We start from the raw sequence: 25718 nt of genomic DNA, 5'->3' as shown, positions 1-25718 counted from the left end.
TTGTCCGGTGCGGCTGCAGTCCCACCTTCCGCGGCTCCAGCGGCGGAGCCGTACGGATATGTCAGGCCTCGGGCTGCACGGCGTCCGGGTGCAGGACCCGGGCGAGGAAGGCCTTGGTCCGAGGGTGCTCCGGCCGGGCCAGGACATCCTCCGGGGCGCCCTCCTCCACCACTCGGCCGCCGTCCATGAAGACCACGCGGTCGGCGACGTCGCGGGCGAAGCCCATCTCGTGGGTGACGACCATCATCGTCATGCCTTCGTCGGCCAGGGTGCGCATGACCCCCAGTACGTCGCCCACCAGTTCGGGGTCGAGCGCGCTGGTCGGCTCGTCGAAGAGCATCAGCCCTGGCCCCATCGACAGGGCCCGCGCGATGGCCACACGCTGCTGCTGGCCACCGGAGAGCTGCGAGGGGAAGCTGTCCTCACGGTCGGCCAGGCCGACTTTGGCGAGGTTCTCCCGGGCGACGCGGCCGGCTTCCTCCCTGCCCCGCCCGAGAACCCGGCGCTGAGCAATCGTCAGGTTGTCCAGGACGTTCAGATGAGGAAAGAGGTTGAACTGCTGGAAGACCATGCCGATGCGTCGGCGCATCGCGTCCAGATCGATGTCCGGATCGGTCATGTCGACACCGCCGACGGTGACCGTACCGCTGGTCGGCTCCTCCAGCAGATTCACACAGCGCAGCAGGGTCGACTTCCCCGACCCCGAGGGGCCGACGACGCATACGACCTCGCCGGGCGCGACCGTGAAGTCGATGCCGCGCAGCACTTCGACGTCGCCGAACGACTTGTGCAGCCCCTGGATCTCGATCGCCGCGGTCATGTCCGCCATCCGGTGATCACCTCGCCTGTGCATGACGGGCCTCGAGGCGCCGTACGAGATAGCCGAGCGGGACAGTGACCAGGAGGTAGCACAGGCCCGCGACGAAAATGGGGGTGGTGTTGGCCGTCGTACTGGCCAAGTCGCGCCCGAACTTCGTGAGTTCACGCTGCTGAAGTGTGACACCCAGGAAGAGCACCAGCGAGGAGTCCTTGAAGAGCAGGACCATTTCGTTGGTGAGCGGCGGCACGATGATCCGGAAGGCCTGAGGGATCACGATCGACCGCATCGCGGTGGCGTGCGACATGCCCAGCGTGCGCGCCGCCTCCAGCTGGCCGCGCGGTACGGCCTGGATGCCGGCCCGGATGGTCTCCGCCATGTACGCGGCGGAGACCAGGCCGAGGGCGCAGGCGACCTGCCCGTACGTTTCTCCGGGGAAGACGATCCCCGGGAAGGCCAGCGGGACACCCACCCCGACGAAGATGAAGATCAGCAGGGCGGGCAGACCGCGGAAGAACTCGATGTACGCCATCGCGAGCCAGCGGTACGGCGCAACGGACGACAGCCGCATCAGGGCCACCACGAGGCCCAGTACGAGTCCGACGCCGAAGCCGGTCAGCGTGTACACCACGGTGTTCAGCAACGCGACCGTGATGAGTTCGGGGAAGAGCCGCTGGGCGACCGACAGGTCCAGAAACTGCTTCTGGAGCTGCTGCCAGTCGGCGAGCGCGCCCACGACCACCACGGCGACCACGAAGACGGCGTACTGCACCCCGCGGGAGATACGGCGACGGCGGCGTGGCGACATCCGGGGCCGCGCAGCCGTCTCCTCCCGGTCCTTACCGTTGATCAGGGTGGTCACTGGGCGTCGGCACCCTTCGGCATGGGCCCGATCCACTGCTCGTACAGCTTCTTGTACGTGCCGTCGGACTTCGAGTCCTTGATGGCCTGGTCGATCGCCGCGAGAAGCTTGGGGTTGCCACCCTTGCGGACCGCGAAGCCGTACTGCTCACCGGTGTCGAGATTGCCCACGATCTCGAACTTGGCCGAGTTGGCGGGGTCCTTGAGCCAGTTCTGCACGACCGGATAGTCCTGCACGATGAGATCGACCTGGCCGGTACGCAGTCCGTTGAGCTCAGCATCGGAACTCTCGAAGGACTGAGGGTCGGCGCCGTGCGCACGGGCGAAGTCCTCGCCGGTGGTGGAGGACTGGGAACCGAGCTTGAGCTTCTGCTCGGTGATGTCCTCGACAGTCGCCGCCTTGACGCCCTTGCGTGCCAACAGGGCCTGGGTGGCGTCAAAATACGGGACGGAGAAGTCCAGATTCTGCTTGCGCTCGTCGGTGATCGTCATGCCGGCGGCGGCCACGTCACAGACACTGGCATTGAGGTCGGCACCGGTCTTGATCGTCTCGAACGACTTGTCCACGACGACCTGCTTCACACCCAGGTCCTCGGCGACCAGATCAATCATCGAGACATCGAAACCGACCACCTTCCCGTCCTTCTCGGACTGGAAGGGTGCGTACGGCAGGTGCGTACAGGTGGTTATCTGGCCGGACTTGATCAGCTTTGCACCATTGACGGTCGCGCCATCACTGCTGCTACTACAGGCACTGAGCGGGAGTGCAAACGCGACGGCCGTGCAAATCACGGCGATCCGGCGGGAGGGCAGGCGGGACGAGCTCATGAGAGATCCCCTTGCTCACGAAGGACGGACTCGCGGACAGACTCGCGGATCGACGCCGACCCGCGATCAAGGTTCGCACAGAATGTCGGAGCCCTGACCGAAAGTCCACCCTGCCTGTGTGGTACGGGACTTCGGCCTGCTTCACTCCGGGCGACTCACACCCGGGGCCCGGGTGGGTCTTCAGTTCCTTGAGTATCCGCGAGGGGGGAATCAAGGGACCAGGGACATTGCGGAGATCGTCACGAATCGGGCGTCAGGCGACTACGGCGAAGCCCTGACTGCCCACCCGACGACGAACCCCCGCCCCTTCCGCGCTGGAAGAGGCGGGGGTTTGCGGTGGGGAGGTCACGTTCGCAGGTCGCGATCGTCGACCAGGACGCTGCGGTGCAGGTCAACCGCAATCCACCCAACAGGGTCGGGACGGTGCTGCGGGTGATCGGCGATCCACGTCCATGCGGTCCACGTGCCGTGTCACGGGCCGGTGGTGCCAGGCGTTTGCGCGCCGCCCCTCGGGCACGTCATCCGCCCGCGGCTTCCTCGGCCTCCCAGCGCAGCAGGTCACCCGGCTGGCACTTGAGCACCTCGCAGAGCGCGGCGAGCGTCGCGAAGCGCACCGCCTTGGCTCGGCCGTTCTTGAGTACCGCCAGGTTGGCGGGCGTGATCCCTACGCGGTCCGCGAGCTCACCCACGGACATCTTCCGCCGGGCCAGCATCACGTCGATGTCGACGGCGATCGGCATCAGATCACCTCGTCCAACTCGGCCTGCATCTGCGCCGCTTCGACGTCGCGCGCGACGGCCTGGGCGAGCAGCATCCGCAGCACGAGCACCATGAGCGCGACCCCCAGGATGGCCACGCCGACTCCGCCCATGATGACGGTGACGCCCGGGTCGGCCCGCTGGCCCGGCGCATTGAGGACCGTGACCGCGAACCATACGAGGGAAGCCGCCACGATCGCGCCGATCATGACGTCCACGTACCGGAAGGCGGCGTGGGAGAACACGGTTCCACGTCGCACCATCGCCACCAGCCGCCATACGCAGACCAGGGCGACCTGGACCGACACCATGCCCAGGATCGTGACCACGCGCAACGGGGTCAGCGGGAGCGACCCGTCCTCCGGGTCGCTCCCGCTGACCAACGCCCACACCATCCCTGCCTGAACAAACACGGTACCGGCGAACACCACCACGAGGACGGCGCGCAGCGCCCACACTGTCAGCTTTCCCATGACCCATCCTTACATCGAGTTACGATGGAAATCTATCGAATTTCGATAGATGGGGCAAGGGCTGAGAGGAGGGTGGGCGGCGGTTTCGCACCGTGGCGGGACGCCGCCGCCCTCTCCCATGGCATGGCGTTCACGCGAACCGTCTTGATCCTGTCGAAGTCGGCCTCGCTTGAGCGCAAATCGGACGCCACCCGACTACGCCGAAGCCCTGGGTGAACGGGGTGTTCGTCCCGTGTCCGACGGCCAGGTCCGCCGTGCCGTCCTCGGTGAAGTCGCCGCTGGCGAGGATGGGGGCGCGGCCGCCCATCGGGGCAGTGAGGACGGTGGTGTAGCTGCCCTCGGCGGTGCGCAGGACGACCTTGTCCTTGCCACCGACCACGATGTCCCTGCTGCCGTTGCCGGTCAGGTCGGCCGAGGCGACCGCCAGGCCGCCGCCGACGCCGACGGGCCGTTGAGGACCACGGAGCCCGGGCCCGGACCGCCCTTGGCGCCGCCCACCGCGGTGACCGAGCCCGCGTCCGTGCCGCGGTCGATGACGCGCTCGCCGGGGGCGCCGACGAGGAGTTCTGCGACGCCGTCGCCGCTGGTGCCCACCAGCGCCACGGAGGCGCCGAAGCGGTCGCGTAGGTGCGGGAGTTGGGCGGCACAGCCCCGGCACACGCGGAGGAGCACCAGGGCGCGTTGAAGGTCTTCGTGGAGAGCCGCGCTCCCCTTCTCAGCCCGGGCAACTCACCGGTGGGACAGGGATTTTGACGCTGCGCACCGCCCCGCAGGGTACGAGAGCGGAGTGCTGCGGAGTGCTGCCGCGTTCCGGCACTTCCGGATGATGCGGCCACTCACCGCTCATGAAGCGTTCCGGCTCCTGCCCGGCGAGCTCTGACGGCGGGCCAGGGCCGACAGGACCTGCCCAGAGAACCCCGGCACGGGGAGCCCGCCACCTTACGTGGCGCTGCGCTCACTCGCCTCGCGCAGATCGCGCTCCACGGCCCGGTGGTACGCCGAGTCCAGCTCCCCCGCCCCGCTACCGGACCTCCCCACCCGCAGCAGCTCACGCCACCGTTCCTGGCTCCAGTCGGCCGGGGCCGTGGTGCGCACGAAGTCCTCGACGAGGGCGCGGAAGCGTACGGAGTCGCTGTGGAAGGGGAAGTGGCCCGCGCCCTCGAAGATCTCCAGGCGGCTGCCGGGCATCGCCGCGTGCGCGCCGTAGGCGTGGCGGACCGGCACCACACTGTCCCGCGATCCCCACAGCAGCAGCGTGGGCATGCCCTCCGCCAGATAGCAGCGGTCGAGCATGGTCACCACCTGGCCCCGCCAGTCGACCACCGACCGCAGAGTGCTGATGAACGCGCTGCGCGACGTGGAGTCGGGGAGGGCGTCCACTACGTTGAGCAGCTCTGCGGCATCCTGCCCCAGGTCGGTGTCGAGCCGTTTGATCAGCCGACTGAAGAGACCGACCTGGCTGCGCATGCCGGGCAGTCGCAGCGTGGACAGCATCAGGTCCGCGCCCGGCAGCGACACCGCTCGCAGCACAGGGTTGACCTCCCGCCCCACGCCGCCCGTGCTTACCAGGATCAGGCGGTCGGTGCGCTCGGGGAACTGGTACGCGAACTGCATGGCCACGCCGCCGCCAAGCGAGTGACCGACCAGGGTGGCACGCTCGATGTCCAGCACCCCGAGCAGGTCGCGCATGCCGTTCGCGTAGGCCGCAACCGAGTAGTCGGCCCGCGGCTTGTCGGAGGCCCCGTGGCCCAGAAGGTCGGGGGCGATGACCGTATGGTTGCGAGCCAGGTCGGGGATCAGATCCGCCCAGGTCGCGGAGGAGTCGCCGATGCCATGGATGAGCAGGATCGCCGGACCGTCTCCGGCGATCCGGTACGCGCGGCGGTAGCCGTGCACCACGTGGTGGCGCAACGGCACGTCCTGCCCGGACACCGAGCGCAGGCGGCCCGCTCGGGGCGGGCGTGGTTCAGGTTCTGGGGCGCCGACCACAGGCTCGTCTCCCGTCTGCTACCCCCCGTTTCCTCGCTTCCTCCTCGAGCGTAGAACCTCCGGCGCACAGGGGATTTCCGGGACGTTTCAGGCAGTGCGCCACTGCTCGGCGAATCCGACCGGGAAGAACGTGCATGGACTCCCGTCGAATCGGCATGCAACCACGTGCCCACGCATTCCGTGACACGGACGTAGCAGTCGGGTGAGTCTGCGCAAAGCCAAGTGCGTTGACACGCCCCTCGCACGATATCCGCCTGAGCTGCAGCAGCGGCCGCCACTGTGTCGCTCCGACGTCCCGTGCGGCAGGGGTTTCCCCCCAGGGGCCCCTGGGGGGAAACCCCCAATGAAGTCGGGGATTAACCCAGTCGCTCGGACGACGTCCGGTCCGTAGGTTCTGGGGTGGAATCGAAACACCGTTCCACTCAGCCTACGGAGGCCCCTCGTGACCGCCCCTTCGCGCCCGCAGACGCGCACTCTTCATCCGCTCGTCGCGGCCTTCGTGCGGTTCGTCGTGTGTGGTGGCGGTGTCGGGCTGGCGTCCAGCGGGGTACTCGTGCTGCTCAGCGACCGGATACCGATGGCCGTTGCCAACGCGCTGGTCACCGTCGTCTCCACGGTCATCGCCACCGAATTGCACGGGCGGGTCTCCTTCCGGAGCGGGCGGAAGGGGTGGGGGTTCACCTTCAGTCCGGGGTGACCGTCGCCGTAAGCTATGCGTTCACGACAGGGGCGCTGCTCTGCCTGCACTCCGTCCGGTCCGAGCCCTCGGCCCTGATCGAACAGACAGTCTATCTGTCAGCGTCAGCTCTGGCGGGGATCGGACGGTTCATGGTGCTGCGGATCGTGGTCTTCGCCGAGCGAACGACGGCCGGCGAGACCGCGCGCGGCAGGGCGTCGATGGCGATGGCGGCGTGACGCCGGGTCCCAAGTCGGGAATTGCGGCACTGCGCAGCTACGCTCGCACCACCCTGCTCGACACGGCAGACCCGCGGCGTACTGTGCCGGATCACCGAGGGCTGGGCTCCGCACCAAGCGGAGCCCGATCCGCAGACGTGGCTCGCCCTCGTCCCGTTGCCTCGCCTCCCTGCTTGAGCCCCATGTTCTTGTGATCACGGAGACACTGTCAGGCCGCTGCCTGTACATGTGTGCCGAAGCCTTCGACGGTGCGGGGGGGCGGGCCGACGGCCTCGGCCCGCCCCCGCGAGGTCACTCGTCGGCCGGAGTGCCCGTCACCTTCAGGTGACGGACGCGGCCCACGTTGTCGAAGGATCCGAAGCCCACCCGGCCCGAGGCGAAGGCCGGGTCGGTGGCCGTGATCAGCGGGTTGCTGCTGCCGTCCAGGTAGACGGCGGTCTCACCGGTGTCGGCGCAGTGGGTGAGGCGCACCTTGTGCCATCCGTCGTCCTTGATCGCCGGAGGTGCGCCGAAGGTACCGTTCCACTGGTCGTCGATGCGCAGCCGGTCGGCGTTGTTGACGGTGAACATACCGTTGTGCGGATAGATGGTGTTGTCGGTCGACAGGTGCGCGTACTGGAATCGCGTGTCGGACTGGTAGTCCCAGATGAGAATGACGTCACGGTTGGAGATCTCGACGGGGGTGTCGATCCGCACCTCCGCCTCTACGGTGACGGAGGAGTAGCGCGGGCCCGCGGTCAGGACGGCGTACTCGAAGGGGCGGCGCGGTCCCGGGCGGGCGACGCCCGGCTCGGTCATGATCGTCTCGCGTTCGGTGTACGCCCACTTGGCCGGGGTGACCGGCGCCCAGTTGTCGGGCCCGGTGGTGTGGGTGGTGGGGGTGTTGCCGACCTCGCAGTCGGCGAAGGTGCGGGTCCCGGTCACCTTCCAGACCTTGCCGTTGGCCTTCGCGACGATGTACAGGCCGCCACGGCGGTCGGAGCCGAAGCGCAGGTCGACACGTTGGTCTCCGGCGAGGTCGCGCATGGTGACCGTCTTCCCGGTGGACTTGTCGAAGAGCATCAGCTGCTCGAGCGGCGCGAGGCCGGCGCCGCGGCGCATGTCGCGGGTGTCCGCGGCCAGGATCCGGCCGTCCACGAGGTCGCCGAAGATGTACTTTCCGAACAGCGCCGGCGCGTCCTTGCCGCGGTAGACGGAGCCTCCGGCGATGGCGCGGCCCACGTCGGACCGGCAGTTCCAGTCGGCACCCGGGTCATGGTCGTAGGCGGCGACCGGATAGGTGTAGCCGTACTGGGCGTCATCGGCGGGAAGGGGGAGGATGCGGGCGCACGGGTCGGTGGTCTTCTTGTCGAAGGCGAAGGGGCCCTCGCGCTCGCTCCAGCCGAAGTTGTCACCGGCCTTGACCTCGTACACCGACTCGATGGCGTGCTCGCCTATGTGACCGAGATACATACGGTGGCTGCCGCCCGCGTCCCAGCTGAAGCGGTGCGGGTCCCGCATACCTACGGCGTAGATCTCCCCGAGGGCACCGGACTCACCGACGAACGGGTTGGACGCGGGGATGCCGTACCGGCCGTTGGCGCTGTCACGGCCCGCGGGGTCGATCCGCAGAAGTTTGCCGTGCGGGAGCGCCAGGTTCTGCGGCTCGCTGTTGCCGACGCCCTGCCCTCCGTCGCCCACCGCGAGGTAGAGCAGGCCGTAGTCCTCGTCGTGGGGCTTGGCCGTCGGGTTGAAGTCGATCTGCTGAATGCCGTGGACCTGGCCGCTGAAAGCGATACGCAGCACCTCGCGATGGGTGCCGTGGAAGACGTCCGCGGAGGGGTCGTCGGCGGTCCACTCAGTGATGACGCCGTGATAGCTGAGCGTGCCGGCCTGCCGGTAATCGGGGGTCTCGGTGGCCTGCGAGGCGAGCTCGGTGTGGATGGTGTAGAAGCGCCCGTTCGTGCCGAACTCCGGGTGGAACGCCGCGTACCCGAAACCCTGACCGAGACCGCGGCCCGAGAAGAAGTGCGGGAATGCCGCCTTGACGTCCAGGTACGGGTGCGGGGTGCCCCCGGAGGTGCGCGCCGCGGCGCCGGGGTCGGTGAGGTACAGGGTTCCGTTGAGGTCGGGCGTCGCCATCCGGCCGGAACCGTCGGGGAGTTCATTGATGGTGTTGATCCGGGCGTGGCGCATCAGGCGCGGATCCGTCGGCGCCGGGACGGGCTCCGACTTGGGGAACTGTGCGAACTCCTCCAGGACGAGACCCGTCCTGGACTGAACGGGCTTCTGCGGAATCGGGTCGGTCAGGGCGGCTGTCGTGGCCGCGGCGGGCTCATCGGCGTGGGAAGGCGCTACGAGGCCGCCCAGGGCGAGGGCTGCACCGACGGCCACGGCCGCCCAGTTCCTTCGATATGTACGTCGTGACGCCATGCGGATCCCTTCGGGCTGGCGCGACAATCAGGGAAAACGATCCAGGGACGCGAACGGTCAGCGGCCCTGCGTCATGCGCTGGTACTCCGCAGCCACCGCTCCGGCCGGAACCGGGCGGTCCAGGAACAGGAGGTCGTCCATGCGGCAGTCGCAGGCGTTGTTCTCCCGAGTGTTCTGGGGGAAGCTGCCGCCGATCTTGATGCCGCGGGGATCGGTGGGCGAGGCGCGGTGGGGCGCCGGCGTGGTGGCGAGTTCCCAGGGGTCGCCCGGCGTGACGTAGAAGCCGTCCAGGGGCTTGCCGTCGCGGTAGAGGGCGAGGGTGCCGTCGCGGAAGTCGAACGTCGCGGCCAGGTGCACCCATTCGCCGCGGGGCAGCAGTTCTTGCCAGGGAACGTCGGCGGCGAAGGTCTGGGAGGCGCCGCTGTCCAGGCGTCTCCCCAGCGCGACCAGCTTCAACTCACCGTTGACCTGGATGAGTTCGAGCAGCGCACGCACCGCGTGACCGTCAGAGGTTCCGGACAGTACGCCGGCCAGCCCGATCGCGTTGTAGCGGTCGCTCGGGTTGGCCGTGTTGGAGTTGAGGGCGGGATTGTCGCCCGTCATCTTGAACCACCCCATGACAGTGGCACCCTGGGCACTGCGGAAGGCCCCGAGGGACGACATGCCCTCGGCGTCCCAGGCCCCGGCCTTCCAGTCGTCGTTGCCCGCGGTGGCCGGGTTCTGCTGGCGCACCTGCAGGGCGGGCGAAGCGCCCGGGTACGCCTCGTCGGCCACGCGCATCGCGGAACCGCCGTTGATCAGGCTGAGCGTGGTTCCGGAGCGTCCGATGTCCTGCTCGCGACCGGGGTCGGCAGGGTCAGGGTGCCCGAAGTCGTACGCCGCCACGGCCTGGGCTCGCAGCGGAGTGGGGGCGGCCCAGGGGTGGGCCGCCTGGGCCGGAAACGTGGCGGCGGCAAGCGATGCGGTCGCGGCGAGCGCGGCGACGGCGAGTGAGTAGCGTCTGGTGCGGGGCGGTGTCATACGGCCTCCCAGCGGGGGCGAAGGGTCAGTCGACCGGGGTCTCCCGACGGATAGAAAGCGCTTTCGTCCGCGTGCAGGGACCATGTAACCCCTTCGCCGCCACCCTGACAATGGGCGTGTACTCGCCAATTTTTTGGGCGCCTTTCGGCGGCGGCTCGGACCTCCTCGCGGACAAGGACGCAGACCGCGAGCGGCTCATCGAGGCACAGGCGCCACCGACTCACGGTGGCGGACGCGCACCTCGCCCCCAGTCCGGACGGGTGCGACGGGTGGGTGAAGCGGTCCGGTGGGCGACCGCGCGGGCGCCGGTCCACCACCGGACTGCATCACTCAACGGCCGCAGGTCAGCGCGGAACCTCGCCAGTTGCCCACGGCCCCCGATCCCGGCCACCCCCTCGCCTGCGACTTCGCGCTCTCGCTCGCCCTCGACCTCGACCTCCGAGCCCGAGCGCGCCGACACGGCGCTGCCGCTCGGCTGAGGACCTCGCCTCAGCGATAGGCGGCCTGACCGGTGAGGGCCTGCCCGACGACCAGCGTGTGCACCTCGCTGGTGCCCTCGTACGTGAGCACCGACTCGAGGTTGTTGGCGTGCCGCAGCGGCGAGTACTCCAAGGAGATGCCGTTGGCTCCGAGCACGGTCCGGCACTCGCGGGCGATGGCCAGCGCCTCCCGTACGTTGTTGAGCTTGCCCGCACTCACCTGCTCGGGGCGGAGGTTGCCGAGTTCCTTGAGCCGGCCGAGGTGGAGGGCGAGCAGCGCCGCATTGCCGAGGGAAAGTGCCATGTCGGCGAACTTGCGCTGGGTGAGCTGGAAGGCGCTGATCGGCCTGCCGAACTGGACGCGCGCGTCCGCATAGTCGATGGCCGTCTGCAGGCAGTCGCGGGCCGCGCCGACTGCACCGAAGAGGATGCCGAACCGGGCCTCGTTCAGGCACGAGAGCGGCCCCCTCAACCCCTGGGCCTCAGGAAGCCGGGCGGAATCCGGCAGCCGCACGTTGTCGAAGTGGAGCTCGGAGGTGATCGATGCCCGGAGCGACATCTTCTGCTTGATGTCGCTGGTGGTGAAGCCGGGCGTGCCGCGAGGCACGAGGAAGCCCCGGACGCCGTCCTCGGTCTGCGCCCAGACCGTGGCCACGTCGGCGATGCCGCCGTTGGTGATCCACATCTTGGAGCCGTTGAGGATCCAGTCGCCGCCGTCGCGGACCGCACGCGTACGCATCCCCGCCGGGTCACTGCCGAAGTCGGGTTCGGTGAGTCCGAAGCAGCCGATGGCTTCCCCCGCGGCGAGCCGGGGCAGCCACTCCCGCCTCTGCTCCTCGGACCCCCACTTCCGGATCGAGTACATCGAGAGCGAACCCTGGACCGACACGAAGCTGCGGAAGCCCGAGTCGGCGGCCTCGAGTTCCAGGCAGGCAAGTCCGTAGCCGACGGCGCCGACGCCCGCGCAACCGTACCCCTCCAGGTGCATGCCGAGAACGCCCAGCTTGCCGAGTTCGGGGGCGAGTTCACGGGCGAAGTGCGCGTTCTCGAACCACTCGCCGATGTGCGGGCGGACCCGGTCGGCGAGGAACTTGGCGACCGTGGCCTGGATTTCGCGTTCCTCGTCGCTGAGCACCGAGGCGATGTCCAGCAGGGCGAGGGGGTCCTTCATCGGCTTGTTGCCGTTCATCATGTGCTCCTGGGAGGGGTGTACGAAGGTGTGCGTGGTGGTGGGGGGCCGGGTTCGCCGGGTCAGCTGTCGAGCCAGTCGGCGATGGAGTCGGTGTGCTCGCCCAGCCGGGGCGGGCGCCGTGCGTAGTGGACCGGGGTACGGGACAGCCCGATGGGGTTGGCCACGAGGTTCATCGGACCGTCGTGCCCGCCCTCGGCCTCGGCGCCCACGTCGTCCGGGGTGACGCGCGGCGCAAGCCCCAGCTGTTCGGCCAGGTCGAAGGCCCCGGCGAGGTCGTTCACCGGACCGCACGGCACGCCGAGCGGAGTGAGGAGCTCGAACCATTGGTCCGCCGCGCGCCGCCGGAGCCGTACGGACAGCTCGTCGGCGAGCGCGTCGACGTGGGCGACCCGGTCGGTGTTGGTGGCGAACCGCGGATCCACGGCCAGACCTGCCGCGTCCAGGCCCCGGCACAGCGCGGCGAACTGGCGGTCGTTGCCGACGGCGACGACGAGCGGCCGGTCCGCGGTCTCGTAGACCTCGTACGGGGCGATCGACGGATGGCGGTTGCCCAGGATGCCCGGCACCTGTCCGGCCAGGGTGTAGCCGGCGGACTGGTTGACCATGCCGGACAGCAGCGACGACAGCAGGTTGACCTCGACATGCTGACCCTCACCGGTCGCGTCCCGATGACGCAGGGCGGCCATGACCCCCATCGCGGCATGCAGCCCGGTGAGTACGTCGACCAGCGCGACGCCCGTCTTGACCGGTTGCCCGGGGGCCGGTCCGGTGACACTCATCAGTCCGCCGACGGCCTGGATCAGCAGGTCGTAGCCGGGCAGCGCCGCCCCCTTGCCCGCTCCGAAGCCGGTCACCGAGCAGTAGACGAGGCCGGGGTTGAGTTCGCGGACCTGCTCGTAGGCGAGCCCGTACTTGTCCATCGTGCCGGGGCGGAAGTTCTCGAACACCACGTCCGCCCGGCGGATCAGTTCCGTCGCCCTGCGGCGGCCCGTCGGGTCGCGCAGATCCACGGCGAAGGACCGCTTGTTGCGGTTGACGGAGAGGAAATAGGTGGCCTCACCCTGTGCCTTCGGCGGGCCCCAGGCCCGGGTGTCGTCACCGGTCCCCTGCTGCTCCACCTTGATCACATCCGCGCCGAGGTCGGCAAGGAGCATGGTCGCGTACGGTGCCGCCAGCACCCGGCCGAAGTCGGCCACCAGCACACCGGACAGCGGCAGTCGAGAGGCGCCGGTCATCGGGTTCCTGCCCGGGAGGCACGCAGATAGACCGTGGTGGTCGTGGTGAAGAAGTCGCGGGCGGCACGGCCCTGCTCCTTGGGGCCGAAGCCGCTCGCCTTCGCCCCGCCGAAGGGCACGTGCGGATCGGCCCCTGCGGTCTCGGAGTTGATGTGCAGCACCCCGACGTCCAGGCGCTGCACGGCTGCGGTCACTGCACGCAGGTCATCGGTGAACACGGCTGCGGCCAGACCGAATTCGCTGTCCCCGACGAGGTCGAGTGCGGTGTCGTCATCGGGTGCACGACGTACGACGACGATGGGCCCGAACAGTTCCTCGCGCCACAGTGGGTCGTCCCCGGCGAGTTCCACGACGGTGGGCTGCACAAAGGCGCCGGCGGATCGCTCGTCGTCGTAGGGCCGGCCACCGGTCAGAATCCTCACGCCTGCACGGGCAGCGCCTTCGTCCAACGCGCGCTGGATCGTGTCGCGTGCCCGGTGCGAGATCACCGGTCCCATCCGGACTCCGTCGTCGAGGGGATCTCCCACCTGAAGAGTGGCGGTGCGTGCGACGAGCCGGTCGAGGAACGCGTCGGCGATCCGCTCGTTCACGATGACGCGGGAGGTGGCGGTGCACTTCTGCCCAGTGGAGCGGAAGGCACCCGCGAGGACTTCGGTGACGGCGAGTTCGAGGTCGGCGTCGGACAGCACGGCGGCGGCGTTCTTGCCGCCCGTCTCCGTCTGCACGGGCCGGGCGAGACGGCCGCAGACAGCCATGACGTCGCGGCCCACGACGGTGGATCCTGTGAAGGTGACGGCGTCGACATCCGGATGGCCGACGAGCCGCGCGCCCAGCTCGCCGTCGCCGATCAACAGCGACAGCACACCGTCCGGCAGTCCGGCCTCGACAAGTGCCTCGGCCATGCGCACGGCGAGCAGCGGCACGAGTCCGGAGGGCTTCCACACCACGGTGTTGCCGTATCCGAGCGCCGGGGCGATCTTCCACGCGGGAATGGCGACGGGGAAGTTGAACGGGGTCACCGCGGCGACGACACCCACCGGACGGTGGATCACCTGAATCTGCTCGCCGGGCCGCGGAGAGGCGAAGACCTCGCCCGCCGGCCGGTCGGCCTCCGCTGCGCAGTAGCGGAAGATCTCTGCGGCCCGCCGCACTTCACCGACGCCCTCGGGCAGGGTCTTCCCTTCCTCCCTGGACAGTTCCTCGCCCCACTGGGCCGCATGTGCTTCGAGCACGTCGGCGGTACGGGCAAGGATCCGGGCCCGGGTGTGATGGGGTGTGGCCGCCCAGTCCGGGAAGACCTTGCGCGCGGCTGCCACGGCGTCTTCCAGATCGGCGGGCAGGGCCACGTTCCCCACCGCGACCGGTTCGTCGGGGCGGGCCGGGTCGATGTCGACCAGTTCCTCGCCCGCACCGGTGCGCCACTCCCCCGCGACCAGGTGGCGCAGGCGCGGGACTCCCTCCGGCGGAGCGGCGGCCTCCGGGGCGCGGTCACTGCCTGCGTGCTGCTGCATCGGCGTTCCCTTCCGTATGCGTCCGTACGCACCGTCCTGGAGCGCATCGGGATGACGAGGCCGTCATTGTCCGCATGCCACAGCCCCCCACGCAGTGGACACAATGTCCCGCCGTTCGACCAGTCGGCGCTCCAATGTGTCCATGACCGCCGGCACCGGGGTGCGGTTGGCCCGGCGGTCCATCCCCATGCATCCAGGAGGAGATCCCGTGCCTGCCACTCCCGGCCCGGTCGGCGGACCCCGGCTCTCACAGGACCTGTTCGTCCGGTTCGTTCAACTCGTCCGGCTCATTCAGCTCATCCGGCGCGCTCAGCGCTCCGGAGCGTCCGGCGCATGCATCGCGCTCGACGCGTCCGGCCACGTGCTCGCCGCCCCGCGGACCGGTGACCGCCCGCCCGCCCGGCCGGCCGGTCACCGGTCCGCGATCCCCTCCCAGGCGGCCAGCGCGAGCAGCAACTCGGCGCGTACGTGCGCGGAGCCGAGATCCACGCCCAGCAGCGTCTGGATCCGCTCCATCCGGCTGCGCAGCGTGTGCCGGTGGACCTCAAGGGCGGCGGATGCGGCACCCCACTGCCCGTGGTGTTCCAGGAACGCGCGGAGGGAAGCGAGCAGTTCCGTGCCGTTGTCCCGGTCGTGCGCGGCCAGCGGCGCGAGCCGTTCGGCGGCCACCCGGCGCAGGACCTCTCGGGTCTCGGGGGCGCTGACGAGCACGTGTCCGGCCAGCGACTCGAAGGCGACGAGTCCCGGCCGGCCGCGCGCCTCGGCGACCGCGGCCGCGTTGCTCGCCTCCTGGAGCGCCTGCGGCCCGGCGTCGGGCTCGTACACAAGGCTGAGTCCGGCCCAGAGGCGCGGCCCGAACCGTGCGACCGCATCGTCGACAAGACCCCGGGCGATTCCGATACCGGTAGCTCCGCCGCGTCCGGCGCTCTCTGCGGGACCGTCGTCCCCACCCGCTCGCATCCCCACTCGGGGGCCGTCCCCGGGCAGCAGGATCACGGCACGCCCCTCACGTACGGCACCGAAGCGCGGCAGACCCGTCTCGGCGAGGCGGGGGCCCACCACGTCGAGGGCCTGCCGCGGGCTCGGACCGCTCAGTACGAGAACGCGGATGCCGTTGCGGGCCGGGAAGCCGGCCTCCGTCAGGTGGTCGCGGGCGGTGCGCGAGGGCAGTGTCCCGTCCAGGACCATCCGCAGGAAGAGGCTGTTGACCCGGTGCTGTTCGTCCTGCAGGCGCAGGGGCTTCTCCGCCTGGAGCGCGATCAGCGACGCCGCGTGCCCGAGCAACAGGTGGTCGACGGCGGTCAGTTCCCGGTCGGCGGCGAGCACGAGTCTGCCGTGGGTGCGCGGGCCCACGCGCACCTGTTGGGCGACGACCACCCCGTGCGGTCCGGCACTCAGCGCCTCCGTCGCCCGGTCGCTCCCGCCCGCTCTCCTCAGTTCGGCGAGCACACCGGGGTCGACGCCCGCCGCACCGGACGGATGGGCGGCGCGCACCGTCCCGGCATCGTCCAGGTACAGCACCGTGGCGTGCGTCGAGACGGCCAGTTCCCGTACGACGGCCCTGGCGCCGTCGCGCAGCGCGGCCCGGGTCATCCGGGGCTGGACGCGGGAGGCCCGTACGACTCCCTCGTACTGCAGCTCGGCCAGGCGTTCCATCACGGCCTTGGTGATCGCGACGAACGGCGTGGGCAGCGGCACCTCGAGCAGGGGCAGTCCCACCGTGTCGGCCGCGTCCACGACGGCCGCGGGAACATGCGGGTGCGAGAGTCCCGTCCCGAAGCCGACAGCGGCCACACCGACATCCGCCAACCGCTGGATGTACGCCCGCTGCCCGGCCTCCGACTCCGGCAGTCGCAGTCCAGTGGTGAGCAGCAGTTCGCCGCCGCACAGCCAGGGAACGGGGTCGGCCAGATCGATGCTGTGGGCCCAGACGGCCTCCCGGTCGAGCCCGTCCCGCCCCGCCAGCACCGTCAGCCGCAGCTCGGGGCGGCCGATCAGCCAGCGGAGGGGTACGCCCAAGGTTTCCACCGCCGCCCTGCCCGCGCCGCGGGATCGCACCCGGGCCTCTCGTTCGATCGGGCAAAGCTAGCAGACCGGGCGGAATCCGCCTCGACCGGTGCGGGAGCGTTCCCGGATCCCTTCACGGCGCGCAGGATCGCGCCACCACCGCCGACTTCGTGCGGGTCAACGGCTACCCGGCCTGCCGTGCACGGCAGCACGCCGAACAGAGGCCTCTCCGTCGACGGCTTGCCCGCCGGACGGCGTCCCGGACTCACCTACGATCGACCGCGTGTGCGCAAACGTCATCGTCGCCGAAGACGACGAGAAACAGGCCGAACTCGTACGCCGCTACCTCGAACGCGAGGGCCACGCGGTCACCGTCGTCGGGGACGGTCTCGCCGCGCTCGACGAGGTGCGGCACGGGAAGCCCGACCTGCTCGTGCTCGATGTGATGATGCCGCGGGCGGACGGACTCGATGTGGTGCGGGTCCTGCGCGCCGAGCACCGGGAGCTGGCGGTACTGATACTGACGGCCCGGGCCACCGAGGACGATCTGCTGCTCGGTCTCGACCTGGGTGCGGACGACTACATGACCAAGCCGTACAGCCCGCGCGAACTGATGGCCCGGGTCCGTACGCTCCTTCGCCGCACGAATCGGCCAGGACAGGTGAACTCCGCCACGGACGCCGTGGATCAGGTGCTCTCCGTGGGCGCACTCAGAGTTGACCCCGCCCGGCACGAGATATCGGTCGACGGTACGTCGGTGGAATGCACGCCGGGCGAGTTCCGCATCCTCGCCGCGATGGCCGCCGAGCCCGACCGGGTCTTCAGCAGACAGCGGCTCCTGGAGGAACTGCACGGCTTCGACCGGTACATCGGCGACCGCACGGTCGACGTGCACATCATGAACCTGCGCAAGAAGATCGAGCCCGCCCCGCGGAAACCGTCCCGGCTGCTCACCGTCTTCGGAGTCGGGTACAAGCTGACCGACCCCGCAAGGAGCGCGTCGCGTGCGTAGCCGTGGGCGGGTCGACCGCCGGCGGCTGCCGCTCCGCAAGAGTCTGCTCGGGCGGCTGCTGGGCGTATCGGCGCTGGTGGCGGCCTGTTCGGTGGCGGCCACCGCCTGGCTCGCCGTACAGACCACCTCCGGTGCCATCAAGCAGGAGCAGGGCCAGAACCTCACCGCGGACGCCCGGATCTACACCAAGCTGCTCGGCTACGCGGCGGGTCATTCCCAGTGGGACGGTGTCGACGAGACGGTCCGCGATCTGGCGACGCGGTCGGGCCGCCGGATCGCCCTGACCACCCAGGGCCGGGAGATCATCGCCGACTCGGCGACCGGGACGTCCCCGCCCGCGCTTCCCACACAGGCGTCGGCCATAGTCGACCCGCTCTCCGTGGACACGGCGCTGGCGGCACAGTCCTCCGGAACGACCGGCACCGCGGCCGACCGCGTCGACCCGAGGGCCGTGGGACCGTTCCGCCTGCCTCCGGCCGAACGTACGCAGTTGCGTCGCACCGCCGACCGGGGCGTGGCGTGCCTGAACGACGCCGGGATCGCCTCGGACGTCGTCGAGGAACCGAGCGGGCGCCCCCGCATCCAGATCGTCGGCAACGACCCCGACCGGATCCTTGGCACCAGATGCTCGACCGACGCGCTGGACAGACCCACCGAAACCGAGAAGAAGGCACTCGACGCGCTCAACAAGCTGGCCGACGCCTGCCTGGACCGCCAGGGCCGTGCAGGCGTACACCTGCGCCTGGACCTCTCCTGGGGCCCGGACCCCGAGCCGGAACCGAGCCCGGGCCCGGCCCGTCGGCCTTCCACCGCTGTCCCCGTCCCGGTGCCGACCGTCCAGAGCAGTGACAACGACCGGGCGATCGCGTCGTGCGTCGGCACCGCCCGCCGCGAGCAGCTCAGTTCGTACGTCGCCTCGCCCGCACTGCTGTTCATCGGGGACGCGGGCGGCGCCACCGTTCCCGGTTTCGATCTCTCACCGGCGAACACCGCCCGTATCGCAGGTGTCGCGGCCCTGGTCCTCGCCCTCACCGTCGGCGCCTCGGTGCTGGCTGGAGCCCGGCTCGTACGGCCGTTGCAGGCACTCACCGGTGCCGCCCAGCAGATGCGGGACGGCGAGGAGTCGGCGCCCGTACCGGTCACCGCGGACAACGAGATCGGGCGACTGGCCGCCACGTTCAACGACATGACGGCGCATCGTGCACGCCTTGAGGAGCAGCGGAAAGTGATGGTCAGCGACGTCGCCCACGAGTTGCGCACCCCGCTGAGCAATATCCGCGGCTGGCTGGAGGCAGCGCAGGACGGAGTGGCGGACCTCGACCCTGCTTTCGTCTCCTCGCTCCTGGAGGAGGCCGTTCAGCTGCAGCACATCGTCGACGACCTTCAGGACCTGTCCGCGGCCGACGCGGGCGCGCTGCGTCTGCACCCGGCGCCGGTACGGATCGACGACCTCCTCGGCCAGGTCGCCGCGGCGCACCAGGCCCGCGCCGAGACGGCCGGAGTGACGCTGACGGTACACACGGCGGACCTCGGGCCCCCGCCACTCCCCCTGACCGCCGACCCGGTTCGGCTGCGGCAGGCCCTCGGCAACCTGGTGTCCAACGCGATACGCCACACACCTCCGGACGGGCACGTGACCCTGCGCGCGTACAACGCCGAGTCGGGTGACGAGGTGGTCGTGGACGTCGAGGACACCGGCAGCGGCATCTCGCCCGAGCAACTCCCGTACGTCTTCGACCGTTTCTGGCGCGCGGAGAAGTCGCGGAGCCGCCGCACCGGCGGCAGCGGACTCGGCCTGGCCATCGTCCGCAAACTCGCCGAAGCCCATGGTGGCGCAGTGAGCGCCGCGAGTACGGAGGGAAAGGGCTCGGTCTTCACGCTGCGCCTGCCGACGGGTCCGCATCGCACACCGGCGGGCCGGCCACCGGCGCCGTCGGACCGTCCGGACGAGGCCGCCCCGGACCATCAGGGCTGATGCGATGACCACAGGGATCTGACAGCTTCTTCATAAGTTCACGCGAGGCTGACGGCATGCCCGGCGCCTGGTGCGAATCGGCATCCAGGCACCACCAAGGCCGGGCTGGAACTGGAGCCACGTATGTCCCACCGTCCCCGTCCAACCCTGCGCACCGCCGTCCTCACCGCCGTCGCGGCGGGCGCAGTACTCCTCCCCTCCACCACGGCCCTCGCATCGGTCCCTTCCGACGCAACGCCCAGCCCTTCGATGACGTCCACCGAGCGGACCCCGGCGCCCGCTCCGGAAGCCGGGTCGAGCAGTCCCGCACCTGGCGAGGGACCGTCGGTGGCGCCCCGAGGCGGCGTGGCCGCGGGCGACAGGCCCAGCCCGGTCCCGGCCGCTCCCTTGAAGCGTGGTTCCGCCGAGCCGCGTGGCGGCGTGGCCGCGGGTGAGCGCCCGATCGGCACGACGAGCAACACCACCACCGCCGTCGCGGGTTCGGTCGCCGCCGCGGCCCTGCTCGGGGGCGCGGGCACTCTGGTACTGCGCCGCCGCGCGGCCGCGCACCGCAACGGCTGACCTCTGCGGTGGCGCCGCCCCTCATGGGCGGCGCCACCGTCCGTCTCCGCTCCTCCTGTCCCCTGCTCCGGAGCCCGCAATGTCCCCCACGCACCACAGACCCCGGCGATCCGCCGCGCTGACGGTTCTCGCCTGCCTCACGCTCGCCCTCCTCACCGGCTGCACATCCCACGCCGCGGAGCCGGCACCCCCTGTCCGCTCCCCCACACACTCCCCCAATTCCCCCGCCTCCCCCGCCTCCCCCGGGGCGGAACAGCCCGCGGCTCCCGCCCAGGTGGCGATCCCCTCGATCGGAGTGACCAGTTCCCTGCTGCCGCTCGGCCTCAACGCGGACGGCACCGTCGAGGTCCCACCGGCGGACAAGGGCATGACAGCGGGCTGGTACACCGGAGGTGCGATTCCCGGCGAGCGCGGAGCAGCCGTCCTCATCGGGCACAACGACACCCGGTTCGGCAGGGCGGTCTTCCACGACCTGAAGAAGATCGGCAAGGGCGCGGACATCGTCGTGCGCGACGAGCAAGGTCAGGCAACCCACTTCACCGTCACCGGCACGGAGACCGTGAGCAAGAAGGCGTTCCCCACGAAGAAGGTGTACGGCAGCACCGACGAACGCGCCCTCCGTCTCATCACCTGCGACGGCGCATTCGATGCCCAGGGCCACCCGGTGGACAACCTCATCGTCTACGCGACCGCCCGCTGACGGCGCGCCCGATGAGGCCTCCACCACCATGGATACGCGATGGAAGGCCTCCCGACACCCGACGTCTACCCATGAGTAACTCCCACTGATTGGATGTGTGTTGCCTGTTCCACCCCCCATCAGCAGATGCAGGAGACCCCATACCGCTCATCGCCCTCCACCACACCTCCGGCGTGACACTGTCCGCCGCGCTCGCCGCCGTCACACTGGTCGCCAACGCTCCTCAGGCCTCGGCGGCCGACGTCCCGTCCCTGCGCGTGCTCACGTACAACACGTTCCTGATGAGCAAGAACCTCTACCCGAACTGGGGACAGGACCACCGAGCCGCGGAGATACCGAAGGCTTCCTTCTTCCAGGGCCATGACGTGATCGTCCTCCAGGAGGCGTTCGACAACTCCGCCTCCGACGCGCTGGCACGGAACGCGTCCGCTCAATACCGTTCCTAGCCAGTGTGCGTGAGTGAGTCCTGGACCCACTGCTGCGTACTGGGCGCATCCCGAACGGTGTGGGATGCGCTGGGTTCCCGCTTTCGCGTCCCGTTCGGTGACGGCCCTCCGGGGGGCCGGTCCGTTGCGGGTGGGCGGGTTCCCTCACGCCCCCGGTCACCTGGTCCGGCCTGGACGGTCCGATGCCCCGCACGATCGCTCCGGTCGTGCGGGGGCGGTGCCGTCCGACGCCGGACCGGGTGCCCGAGGGCGCGTCGCCCGATCGCGATGCCCGCGGCATCGTGACGGGACATGGTGCGGCGGGGGGTGACCAGCGGCTTCTGCCAGTGCTGGGCACCCCACCGGGAGGTGTAGGCGGGGTCGACCGCGACAATGCCCAGGCCGTGTTCGGCTGCCATCGACACCAGCCGGGCCTTCAGTTTCCCGGTCGGGATACCGGAGATGAGCTGCCGGAACCGTTTCCTGCGGCCGTGCTTCTCCCGGGTCTTCTCCGTGGTGAAGTCGAGGTCTTCGATGCCGATCGCGGCGACCCCGACTCGCACCGCCCAGTGGATCAGGCGGGTGAGGGCGTGGCGGAGCTGTGCGTCGCGGTGACCGGCGGTCCCGGACAGGTCGAAGCCGAAGCGGTGCGGGTCTCCGATGGGGTTGCCGTGCCGGTCGAGGTGGTAGGCGGCGAAGTGGTCGGCGTTGGTGTCGACGCCGATCATGCCCCGGGCGCGGGCGGTCTCCAGCGGGATGGTCTTCACGACGGGGCGTTGCCAGGACGCGGTGAGGTACCAGCGGCCGCGCTCCACGTTCAGGTGGATGCGGTAGGCGACGGCCCGGTTGGCGGTGATGCGGTCGGCCCACTCCACACCCCGGTGCGCAAACGCCACAGTGGAGGCAAGGACGTAGCGGCCGTGCTGGGCGTTGGCCAGGTGCGCGAGCGGGGCAGGCAGCTTGATGCTGACTTCGCCGTCCGGGGTGACGCGGATGGTCTCGTTCCCGAATCGCTTCCCCGACTCGCCATCGGCCGCGATGAACCAGCGCTCCGCCTCCCACCGTTGCCGCTTGCGGCGTCTGGTGCGTGCGATCGCAAGGCGCTGGAAGGTCCTCGGACGGGGTCTCCCCTGCTCGAACGAAGCCGAGAGCTTGGGGAAGGAGCTACTAGGGCCTTTCGGCAACGCAGCGAGCGTGCGTGCCAGGCGTCGCGAGCCGGGCGCCCATTTTGTGAGCTCCTCTAAGACGCGGCCGGTCGCGCGAAGGAGTCAGGCAACGTCCGCCGACAGGTCGAGGTGCTGCCGTACACCCCCAGCCGCGCCTGCGGCGCCCGAGATCAACCCCTCGGCCACTGCCTGGCCCAGGTGGCGCTGTTCGTCGTACTCGACGACATCGTCGATGTCTGTCCCCGGCGTGGGCGCCGTCGGCGAGCCGGCAGGTCAGGGAGATCATCGACGACCTCGCAGCCTGACGAGGCCGCGTATCCCTGTGGTGGGATGGTGCCGTGAGCCGCACCGTGGAAGAGACCAACCGCCGCATGCTCCGGGCACGGGACGCGATGGACCGCGCGTACGCGCAGCCGCTGGACGTCCCGGCCCTGGCCCGGATCGCCCATGTGTCGCCGGCACACTTCGCACGTACCTTCCGGGCCACCTTCGGCGAGACGCCGCACCGCTATCTGCAGCGCCGCCGTGTTGAGCGGGCGATGTCTCTGCTGCGGGAGACCGACCGCAGTATCACGGACATCTGTTACGAGGTCGGGTTCGGCAGCGCCGGCACTTTCAGCCGCACCTTCCGCGACATCGTCGGCCGGTCACCGAGGACGTACCGCAAGGAGACGGCGGCCGTGAACGTGCCCACGTGCTTCACGAAGGCGTGGATGCGGCCGAGCGCCTGAGCGCGGGTGCAGCCCCTCCGCATGGGCCGTCGGCTGAGCAGTTTTGGATAAGTTTTCGCCGGCTCGACCCACTAGCGTGATGCACATGTTCAACGCCATCACGCACTCTCAGATCTACGTCCTCGACCAGGACGAGGCCCTCGACTTCTACGTCGGCAAGCTGGGGCTGGAGGTCAACGCCGACGTCGACATGGGCTTCATGCGCTGGCTCACGGTCAGCATCCCCGGCCATCCGGAACGCCAGATCCTGCTGGAGAAGCCGGGACCTCCAGCGATGTCCGAGGAGACGGCTCAGCAGGTGCGCGAACTGGTGACGAAGGGGGCCATGGGCGGCTCGCTCATCTTCACCACGGACGACTGCCGAAAGACGTACGAGACCCTGCTGGGCCGGGGCGTGGAGTTCACCGATGAGCCCACGGACCGCCCATACGGAATCGACTGCGGCCTCCGCGACCCCTTCGGCAACAGCATCCGCTTCACTCAGCTCCTGGGTTGAGAACCGGGGGCGGGCGTCGGCCGGGATCACGGTGGCGCTGATCGATAACTGCGACGGCGCCGGCCGTCCCCACCCAGGGTGGGTCGCCACCGCCTGCCCTCCCTGCGTACAGGCCCTGTGCGCCCCTGCCATGACGGCACTGGCACAAGGCTTTGGGCCGTCCCGGGAGTGCGGGAGCCAGAACCGGGCAGGAGTACAAGCACATCGTTCCCGCACAGAATCGGCGGACCCTGCTGATCGTCGCGTGCACGCGGGCCCGGGACGGCTGCACGTGTCGTGGTCGGGCGCGCCGAGCGAGTTCCTGGTGGAGGCCCGGGTGTGTCAGGCCTCATAGGCGGGAGGAGCGAAACCGGGGCGCTGCAACGCCAGGGCTGCCAGCGCGGCCGGGGCGCCCTTCGGCCCGCGGATGCCCGGGAAGGCGTTGATGTCGACGACGACGGGCTTCCCTTCGCGGTCCAGCAGGTCGACACCGTAGACGTCCAGGCCGAAGACCTCGCCCATGTGAAGGGCTGTTTCCGTCCAGTCCTGCGGCAGGTCACGGACCAGTGCCGCCGGCAGCGCACTGTCCGACGGGGCGCCCACCGGTGCGGGGCGCACCCCCGTGAACACCTCTCCCGCGATCACCCACAGCTTGTGGTCCCAGCCGCTGTTCGCGACGAACTCCTGGAGGACGACAGGCTCGTCGGGCCACTGTGCGGCAAGGTTCCGGAGCTCGGCCGGGCCGTCCACGCGGGCGACCAGGTCCGCGCGCCGGCTGTGGCGACTCTTCACCATGAGCGGATAGCCGTACTCCGGCCGCTCCGCTCCGGGGAGGGCTTCGGACAGCGCATCCAGGGTCTTGGTCCGGGGCATCGGCAGGCCGGCGCCTTCGGCCACGGCTGCGATCCGGCTCCTGTCCTGGCACAGCTCCGTCGCCGCGGCGGAGTTCACCACCCGGGCACCATGTGATTCGAGGAAACGGGCAAGCTCCAACGCCCGGGCGTTATGGGCCTTGAGCAGGTAGACGTCGGCGAGATCGTCCGGGATCACCAGTTCCGACGGGCATCCGGTCCCGGTGTCCGGGTTCAGGAACGTCACCTGGTGCTCCGCCTCGATCAGTGCGAAAGAGGCGGCGGCAAGCAGCGGATGATCCGGCTTGTCGGTCAGCAGACACACCCTCATATCTGGGCGACTCCCGGTACGGCCGCCAGCATGTCCGCTTCGGGGTGCAGGTGGGGCTGTCCGTAGGGGATCAGTGACTGGGAGGGAATGCGCGGAGCCGGGGCGAGCACGCCCGTCCGCGCGCTGCCACCCGCCCTGGCCAGATCGAGGACGGCGCCGGCCAACCGGGACACGGCGTCCGGGACCTGACGGAAGCTCGGGAAGTCATTGATGTCGACGATCACGGGCCCGTCGGGGCCGAGCACCACGTCGATGCCGTACAGGTCGAGGCCGAAGACCGCCCCCACCTTCGCCGCCGCAGCGGCCACCTCGGCGGGCAGGGGGACAGCTCCCTCCTCGACCGGCCCGTCCGGGTGGAGCGGGGAGCGTCGCAAGGTCGCGTGGAACTCGCCCGCGAGACAGTAGACCTTCAGGTCGGAACCCGCGTTGGGCACGTACGGCTGTGCGATCAGTTGGCCCTCCCCCGCCTGCTCCGCCTCCGCCAGGCGCCCGGGTTCCGGCACGAACCGCACCCCCCGCCCCGAGCTGCCATCGGCGGGCTTGACCACCAGGGGGAAGAGCTCGTCGGGGACATCCGCGAACAGTGTGGCCCTGGGTGCCGAATAGGTCACCGGAACCGGTAGCCCGTGCTGCCGCGCGATGACCGATGTGAGGACCTTGTCGCGCACCGCACGGATCGACCGCGCGTCGTTCACCGTAGTCAGGCCCACGGCCGCCGCGGCCTCCAGAAGGGTGAGCCCGGGGCCGCCGGACACGGTCTTGAGCACCCAGGCGTCATGGGTCCCCGCCCGCACCTCTTCCGAAATCCGCAGCAGCGAGCCGCCGGGGCGCACCACGTCCACCTGGTGTCCCCACGACGACAGTCGTCGGGCCACGTCAAGTGGCATGCCGTCATGCCGGTACAGCTCTTCGACGAGGAAGCAGAGCTTCATCCCAATACCCCTCGGTGCCCCATGACTGATGAGGGCACAACGATGCCTTGCGGTGCTTTTCC

Annotated in this window: 25 protein-coding genes and 2 pseudogenes; 9 read left to right on the top strand and 18 right to left on the bottom strand. The window is 70.0% G+C overall.

Features of this window, described 5'->3' with window-relative positions; all coding sequences use genetic code 11:
- Positions 1–61: 61 nt before the first annotated feature.
- The 8 genes from ACFU8W_RS18960 to ACFU8W_RS18925 all read right to left on the bottom strand — a co-directional run bounded on the left by ACFU8W_RS18960 (position 62) and on the right by ACFU8W_RS18925 (position 5669).
- The gene (locus ACFU8W_RS18960; RefSeq protein ID WP_384038295.1) at positions 62–829 is read right to left on the bottom strand and encodes an amino acid ABC transporter ATP-binding protein; all 768 of its coding nucleotides are present in this window, start codon (positions 827–829) and stop codon (positions 62–64) included.
- Between the two features lie 7 nt (positions 830–836).
- The gene (locus ACFU8W_RS18955) at positions 837–1625 is read right to left on the bottom strand and encodes an amino acid ABC transporter permease (protein ID WP_384038428.1); all 789 of its coding nucleotides are present in this window, start codon (positions 1623–1625) and stop codon (positions 837–839) included.
- Between the two features lie 50 nt (positions 1626–1675).
- On the bottom strand, positions 1676–2506 hold the full coding sequence (locus tag ACFU8W_RS18950; RefSeq protein ID WP_384038292.1) for an ABC transporter substrate-binding protein: 831 nt from the start codon (positions 2504–2506) through the stop codon (positions 1676–1678).
- 518 nt (positions 2507–3024) lie between these two features.
- Positions 3025–3246 (bottom strand): helix-turn-helix domain-containing protein, encoded by a 222-nt coding sequence (locus tag ACFU8W_RS18945; protein WP_384038289.1) that lies wholly within the window; start codon positions 3244–3246, stop codon positions 3025–3027.
- Positions 3246–3737 (bottom strand): DUF2975 domain-containing protein, encoded by a 492-nt coding sequence (locus ACFU8W_RS18940; RefSeq protein WP_384038286.1) that lies wholly within the window; start codon positions 3735–3737, stop codon positions 3246–3248. Before ACFU8W_RS18940 ends, ACFU8W_RS18945 begins: the two co-directional genes overlap by 1 nt.
- A gap of 130 nt (positions 3738–3867) precedes the next feature.
- A complete protein-coding gene (locus ACFU8W_RS18935) occupies positions 3868–4116 on the bottom strand; it encodes a hypothetical protein (protein ID WP_384038283.1) in 249 nt (82 codons plus the stop codon).
- A gap of 23 nt (positions 4117–4139) precedes the next feature.
- Entirely contained in the window at positions 4140–4409 is a 270-nt protein-coding gene (locus tag ACFU8W_RS18930) for an FG-GAP repeat protein (protein ID WP_384038280.1), read from the bottom strand.
- Positions 4410–4676: 267 nt separating this feature from the next.
- On the bottom strand, positions 4677–5669 hold the full coding sequence (locus ACFU8W_RS18925) for an alpha/beta fold hydrolase (RefSeq protein WP_384038277.1): 993 nt from the start codon (positions 5667–5669) through the stop codon (positions 4677–4679).
- Between the two features lie 499 nt (positions 5670–6168).
- On the opposite strand from ACFU8W_RS18925, the gene ACFU8W_RS18920 reads away from it, so the two are divergent.
- Both ACFU8W_RS18920 and ACFU8W_RS18915 read left to right on the top strand, forming a co-directional pair.
- Positions 6169–6423 (top strand): hypothetical protein, encoded by a 255-nt coding sequence (locus ACFU8W_RS18920; protein ID WP_384038274.1) that lies wholly within the window; start codon positions 6169–6171, stop codon positions 6421–6423.
- Positions 6420–6641 carry a hypothetical protein gene (locus ACFU8W_RS18915; protein ID WP_384038271.1) on the top strand — a complete coding sequence of 74 codons (222 nt, stop codon included), beginning with the start codon at positions 6420–6422 and terminating at the stop codon, positions 6639–6641. Before ACFU8W_RS18920 ends, ACFU8W_RS18915 begins: the two co-directional genes overlap by 4 nt.
- Before the next feature lie 291 nt (positions 6642–6932).
- Here the strand turns inward: ACFU8W_RS18915 and ACFU8W_RS18910 are convergent, their stop codons facing one another.
- The 7 genes from ACFU8W_RS18910 to ACFU8W_RS18880 form a co-directional block, all read right to left on the bottom strand.
- Complete coding sequence (locus tag ACFU8W_RS18910; protein ID WP_384038268.1) at positions 6933–9014, bottom strand: PQQ-dependent sugar dehydrogenase; 2082 nt, start codon at positions 9012–9014, stop codon at positions 6933–6935.
- A 96-nt stretch (positions 9015–9110) separates the two neighbouring features.
- Positions 9111–10073 (bottom strand): hypothetical protein, encoded by a 963-nt coding sequence (locus ACFU8W_RS18905; RefSeq protein WP_384038265.1) that lies wholly within the window; start codon positions 10071–10073, stop codon positions 9111–9113.
- A gap of 489 nt (positions 10074–10562) precedes the next feature.
- A complete protein-coding gene (locus ACFU8W_RS18900) occupies positions 10563–11741 on the bottom strand; it encodes an acyl-CoA dehydrogenase family protein (RefSeq protein WP_384038425.1) in 1179 nt (392 codons plus the stop codon).
- A gap of 62 nt (positions 11742–11803) precedes the next feature.
- A complete protein-coding gene (locus ACFU8W_RS18895) occupies positions 11804–12979 on the bottom strand; it encodes a CaiB/BaiF CoA transferase family protein (protein ID WP_384038261.1) in 1176 nt (391 codons plus the stop codon).
- Positions 12976–14490, bottom strand: a complete 1515-nt coding sequence (locus ACFU8W_RS18890) for an aldehyde dehydrogenase family protein (RefSeq protein WP_384038257.1) — start codon at positions 14488–14490, stop codon at positions 12976–12978. Before ACFU8W_RS18890 ends, ACFU8W_RS18895 begins: the two co-directional genes overlap by 4 nt.
- A gap of 247 nt (positions 14491–14737) precedes the next feature.
- Positions 14738–14905 (bottom strand): hypothetical protein, encoded by a 168-nt coding sequence (locus tag ACFU8W_RS18885; protein ID WP_384038253.1) that lies wholly within the window; start codon positions 14903–14905, stop codon positions 14738–14740.
- The gene (locus ACFU8W_RS18880; RefSeq protein ID WP_384038422.1) at positions 14902–16518 is read right to left on the bottom strand and encodes a PucR family transcriptional regulator; all 1617 of its coding nucleotides are present in this window, start codon (positions 16516–16518) and stop codon (positions 14902–14904) included. The genes ACFU8W_RS18885 and ACFU8W_RS18880 overlap by 4 nt, the downstream gene beginning before the upstream one ends.
- Before the next feature lie 262 nt (positions 16519–16780).
- Here ACFU8W_RS18880 and ACFU8W_RS18875 point away from each other — a divergent pair, with 262 nt between their 5' ends.
- The 5 genes and pseudogenes from ACFU8W_RS18875 to ACFU8W_RS18855 form a co-directional block, all read left to right on the top strand.
- On the top strand, positions 16781–17509 hold the full coding sequence (locus ACFU8W_RS18875; protein ID WP_384038250.1) for a response regulator transcription factor: 729 nt from the start codon (positions 16781–16783) through the stop codon (positions 17507–17509).
- Positions 17502–19484, top strand: coding sequence for a sensor histidine kinase (locus ACFU8W_RS18870; RefSeq protein WP_384038248.1), 1983 nt, complete (start codon positions 17502–17504; stop codon positions 19482–19484). The genes ACFU8W_RS18875 and ACFU8W_RS18870 overlap by 8 nt, the downstream gene beginning before the upstream one ends.
- Positions 19485–19607: 123 nt before the next feature.
- Positions 19608–20045 (top strand): hypothetical protein, encoded by a 438-nt coding sequence (locus tag ACFU8W_RS18865; RefSeq protein ID WP_384038245.1) that lies wholly within the window; start codon positions 19608–19610, stop codon positions 20043–20045.
- Between the two features lie 79 nt (positions 20046–20124).
- Complete coding sequence (locus tag ACFU8W_RS18860; RefSeq protein WP_384038242.1) at positions 20125–20745, top strand: class F sortase; 621 nt, start codon at positions 20125–20127, stop codon at positions 20743–20745.
- A gap of 140 nt (positions 20746–20885) precedes the next feature.
- Positions 20886–21182 (top strand): annotated as a pseudogene (locus tag ACFU8W_RS18855) (sphingomyelin phosphodiesterase); the annotation flags it as partial.
- Positions 21183–21187: 5 nt separating this feature from the next.
- Here ACFU8W_RS18855 and ACFU8W_RS18850 read toward each other — a convergent pair.
- Positions 21188–22300 (bottom strand): annotated as a pseudogene (locus tag ACFU8W_RS18850) (IS200/IS605 family accessory protein TnpB-related protein); the annotation flags it as partial.
- Positions 22301–22674: 374 nt separating this feature from the next.
- Here ACFU8W_RS18850 and ACFU8W_RS18845 point away from each other — a divergent pair.
- Both ACFU8W_RS18845 and ACFU8W_RS18840 read left to right on the top strand, forming a co-directional pair.
- A complete protein-coding gene (locus tag ACFU8W_RS18845; protein ID WP_384038239.1) occupies positions 22675–23067 on the top strand; it encodes a helix-turn-helix domain-containing protein in 393 nt (130 codons plus the stop codon).
- Between the two features lie 85 nt (positions 23068–23152).
- Positions 23153–23563: a VOC family protein gene (locus ACFU8W_RS18840; protein WP_345511129.1), complete on the top strand. Its 411-nt coding sequence runs from the start codon at positions 23153–23155 to the stop codon at positions 23561–23563.
- 321 nt (positions 23564–23884) lie between these two features.
- Here the strand turns inward: ACFU8W_RS18840 and ACFU8W_RS18835 are convergent, their stop codons facing one another.
- Positions 23885–24724 (bottom strand): RimK family alpha-L-glutamate ligase, encoded by an 840-nt coding sequence (locus tag ACFU8W_RS18835; protein ID WP_384038236.1) that lies wholly within the window; start codon positions 24722–24724, stop codon positions 23885–23887.
- On the bottom strand, positions 24721–25656 hold the full coding sequence (locus tag ACFU8W_RS18830) for a RimK family alpha-L-glutamate ligase (protein ID WP_384038233.1): 936 nt from the start codon (positions 25654–25656) through the stop codon (positions 24721–24723). The genes ACFU8W_RS18835 and ACFU8W_RS18830 overlap by 4 nt, the downstream gene beginning before the upstream one ends.
- Positions 25657–25718: the final 62 nt, after the last annotated feature.

Source organism: Streptomyces sp. NPDC057565, from assembly GCF_042801455.1.
Taxonomy (GTDB): domain Bacteria; phylum Actinomycetota; class Actinomycetes; order Streptomycetales; family Streptomycetaceae; genus Streptomyces; species Streptomyces yanii.
This window is presented reverse-complemented; position numbering and strand designations above follow the sequence as displayed.

Bases quoted from the DNA above. Each gene is read 5' to 3' on its own strand.
- ACFU8W_RS18950 (WP_384038292.1), bottom strand. From the start codon at position 2,506: ATGAGCTCGTCCCGCCTGCCCTCCCGCCGGATCGCCGTGATTTGCACG.
- ACFU8W_RS18860 (WP_384038242.1), top strand. From the start codon at position 20,125: ATGTCCCCCACGCACCACAGACCCCGGCGATCCGCCGCGCTGACGGTT.
- ACFU8W_RS18900 (WP_384038425.1), bottom strand. From the start codon at position 11,741: ATGAACGGCAACAAGCCGATGAAGGACCCCCTCGCCCTGCTGGACATC.
- ACFU8W_RS18830 (WP_384038233.1), bottom strand. From the start codon at position 25,656: ATGAAGCTCTGCTTCCTCGTCGAAGAGCTGTACCGGCATGACGGCATG.
- ACFU8W_RS18945 (WP_384038289.1), bottom strand. From the start codon at position 3,246: ATGCCGATCGCCGTCGACATCGACGTGATGCTGGCCCGGCGGAAGATG.
- ACFU8W_RS18840 (WP_345511129.1), top strand. From the start codon at position 23,153: ATGTTCAACGCCATCACGCACTCTCAGATCTACGTCCTCGACCAGGAC.
- ACFU8W_RS18940 (WP_384038286.1), bottom strand. From the start codon at position 3,737: ATGGGAAAGCTGACAGTGTGGGCGCTGCGCGCCGTCCTCGTGGTGGTG.
- ACFU8W_RS18895 (WP_384038261.1), bottom strand. From the start codon at position 12,979: ATGACCGGCGCCTCTCGACTGCCGCTGTCCGGTGTGCTGGTGGCCGAC.
- ACFU8W_RS18835 (WP_384038236.1), bottom strand. From the start codon at position 24,724: ATGAGGGTGTGTCTGCTGACCGACAAGCCGGATCATCCGCTGCTTGCC.
- ACFU8W_RS18955 (WP_384038428.1), bottom strand. From the start codon at position 1,625: ATGTCGCCACGCCGCCGTCGCCGTATCTCCCGCGGGGTGCAGTACGCC.
- ACFU8W_RS18890 (WP_384038257.1), bottom strand. From the start codon at position 14,490: ATGCAGCAGCACGCAGGCAGTGACCGCGCCCCGGAGGCCGCCGCTCCG.
- ACFU8W_RS18960 (WP_384038295.1), bottom strand. From the start codon at position 829: ATGGCGGACATGACCGCGGCGATCGAGATCCAGGGGCTGCACAAGTCG.
- ACFU8W_RS18905 (WP_384038265.1), bottom strand. From the start codon at position 10,073: ATGACACCGCCCCGCACCAGACGCTACTCACTCGCCGTCGCCGCGCTC.
- ACFU8W_RS18865 (WP_384038245.1), top strand. From the start codon at position 19,608: ATGTCCCACCGTCCCCGTCCAACCCTGCGCACCGCCGTCCTCACCGCC.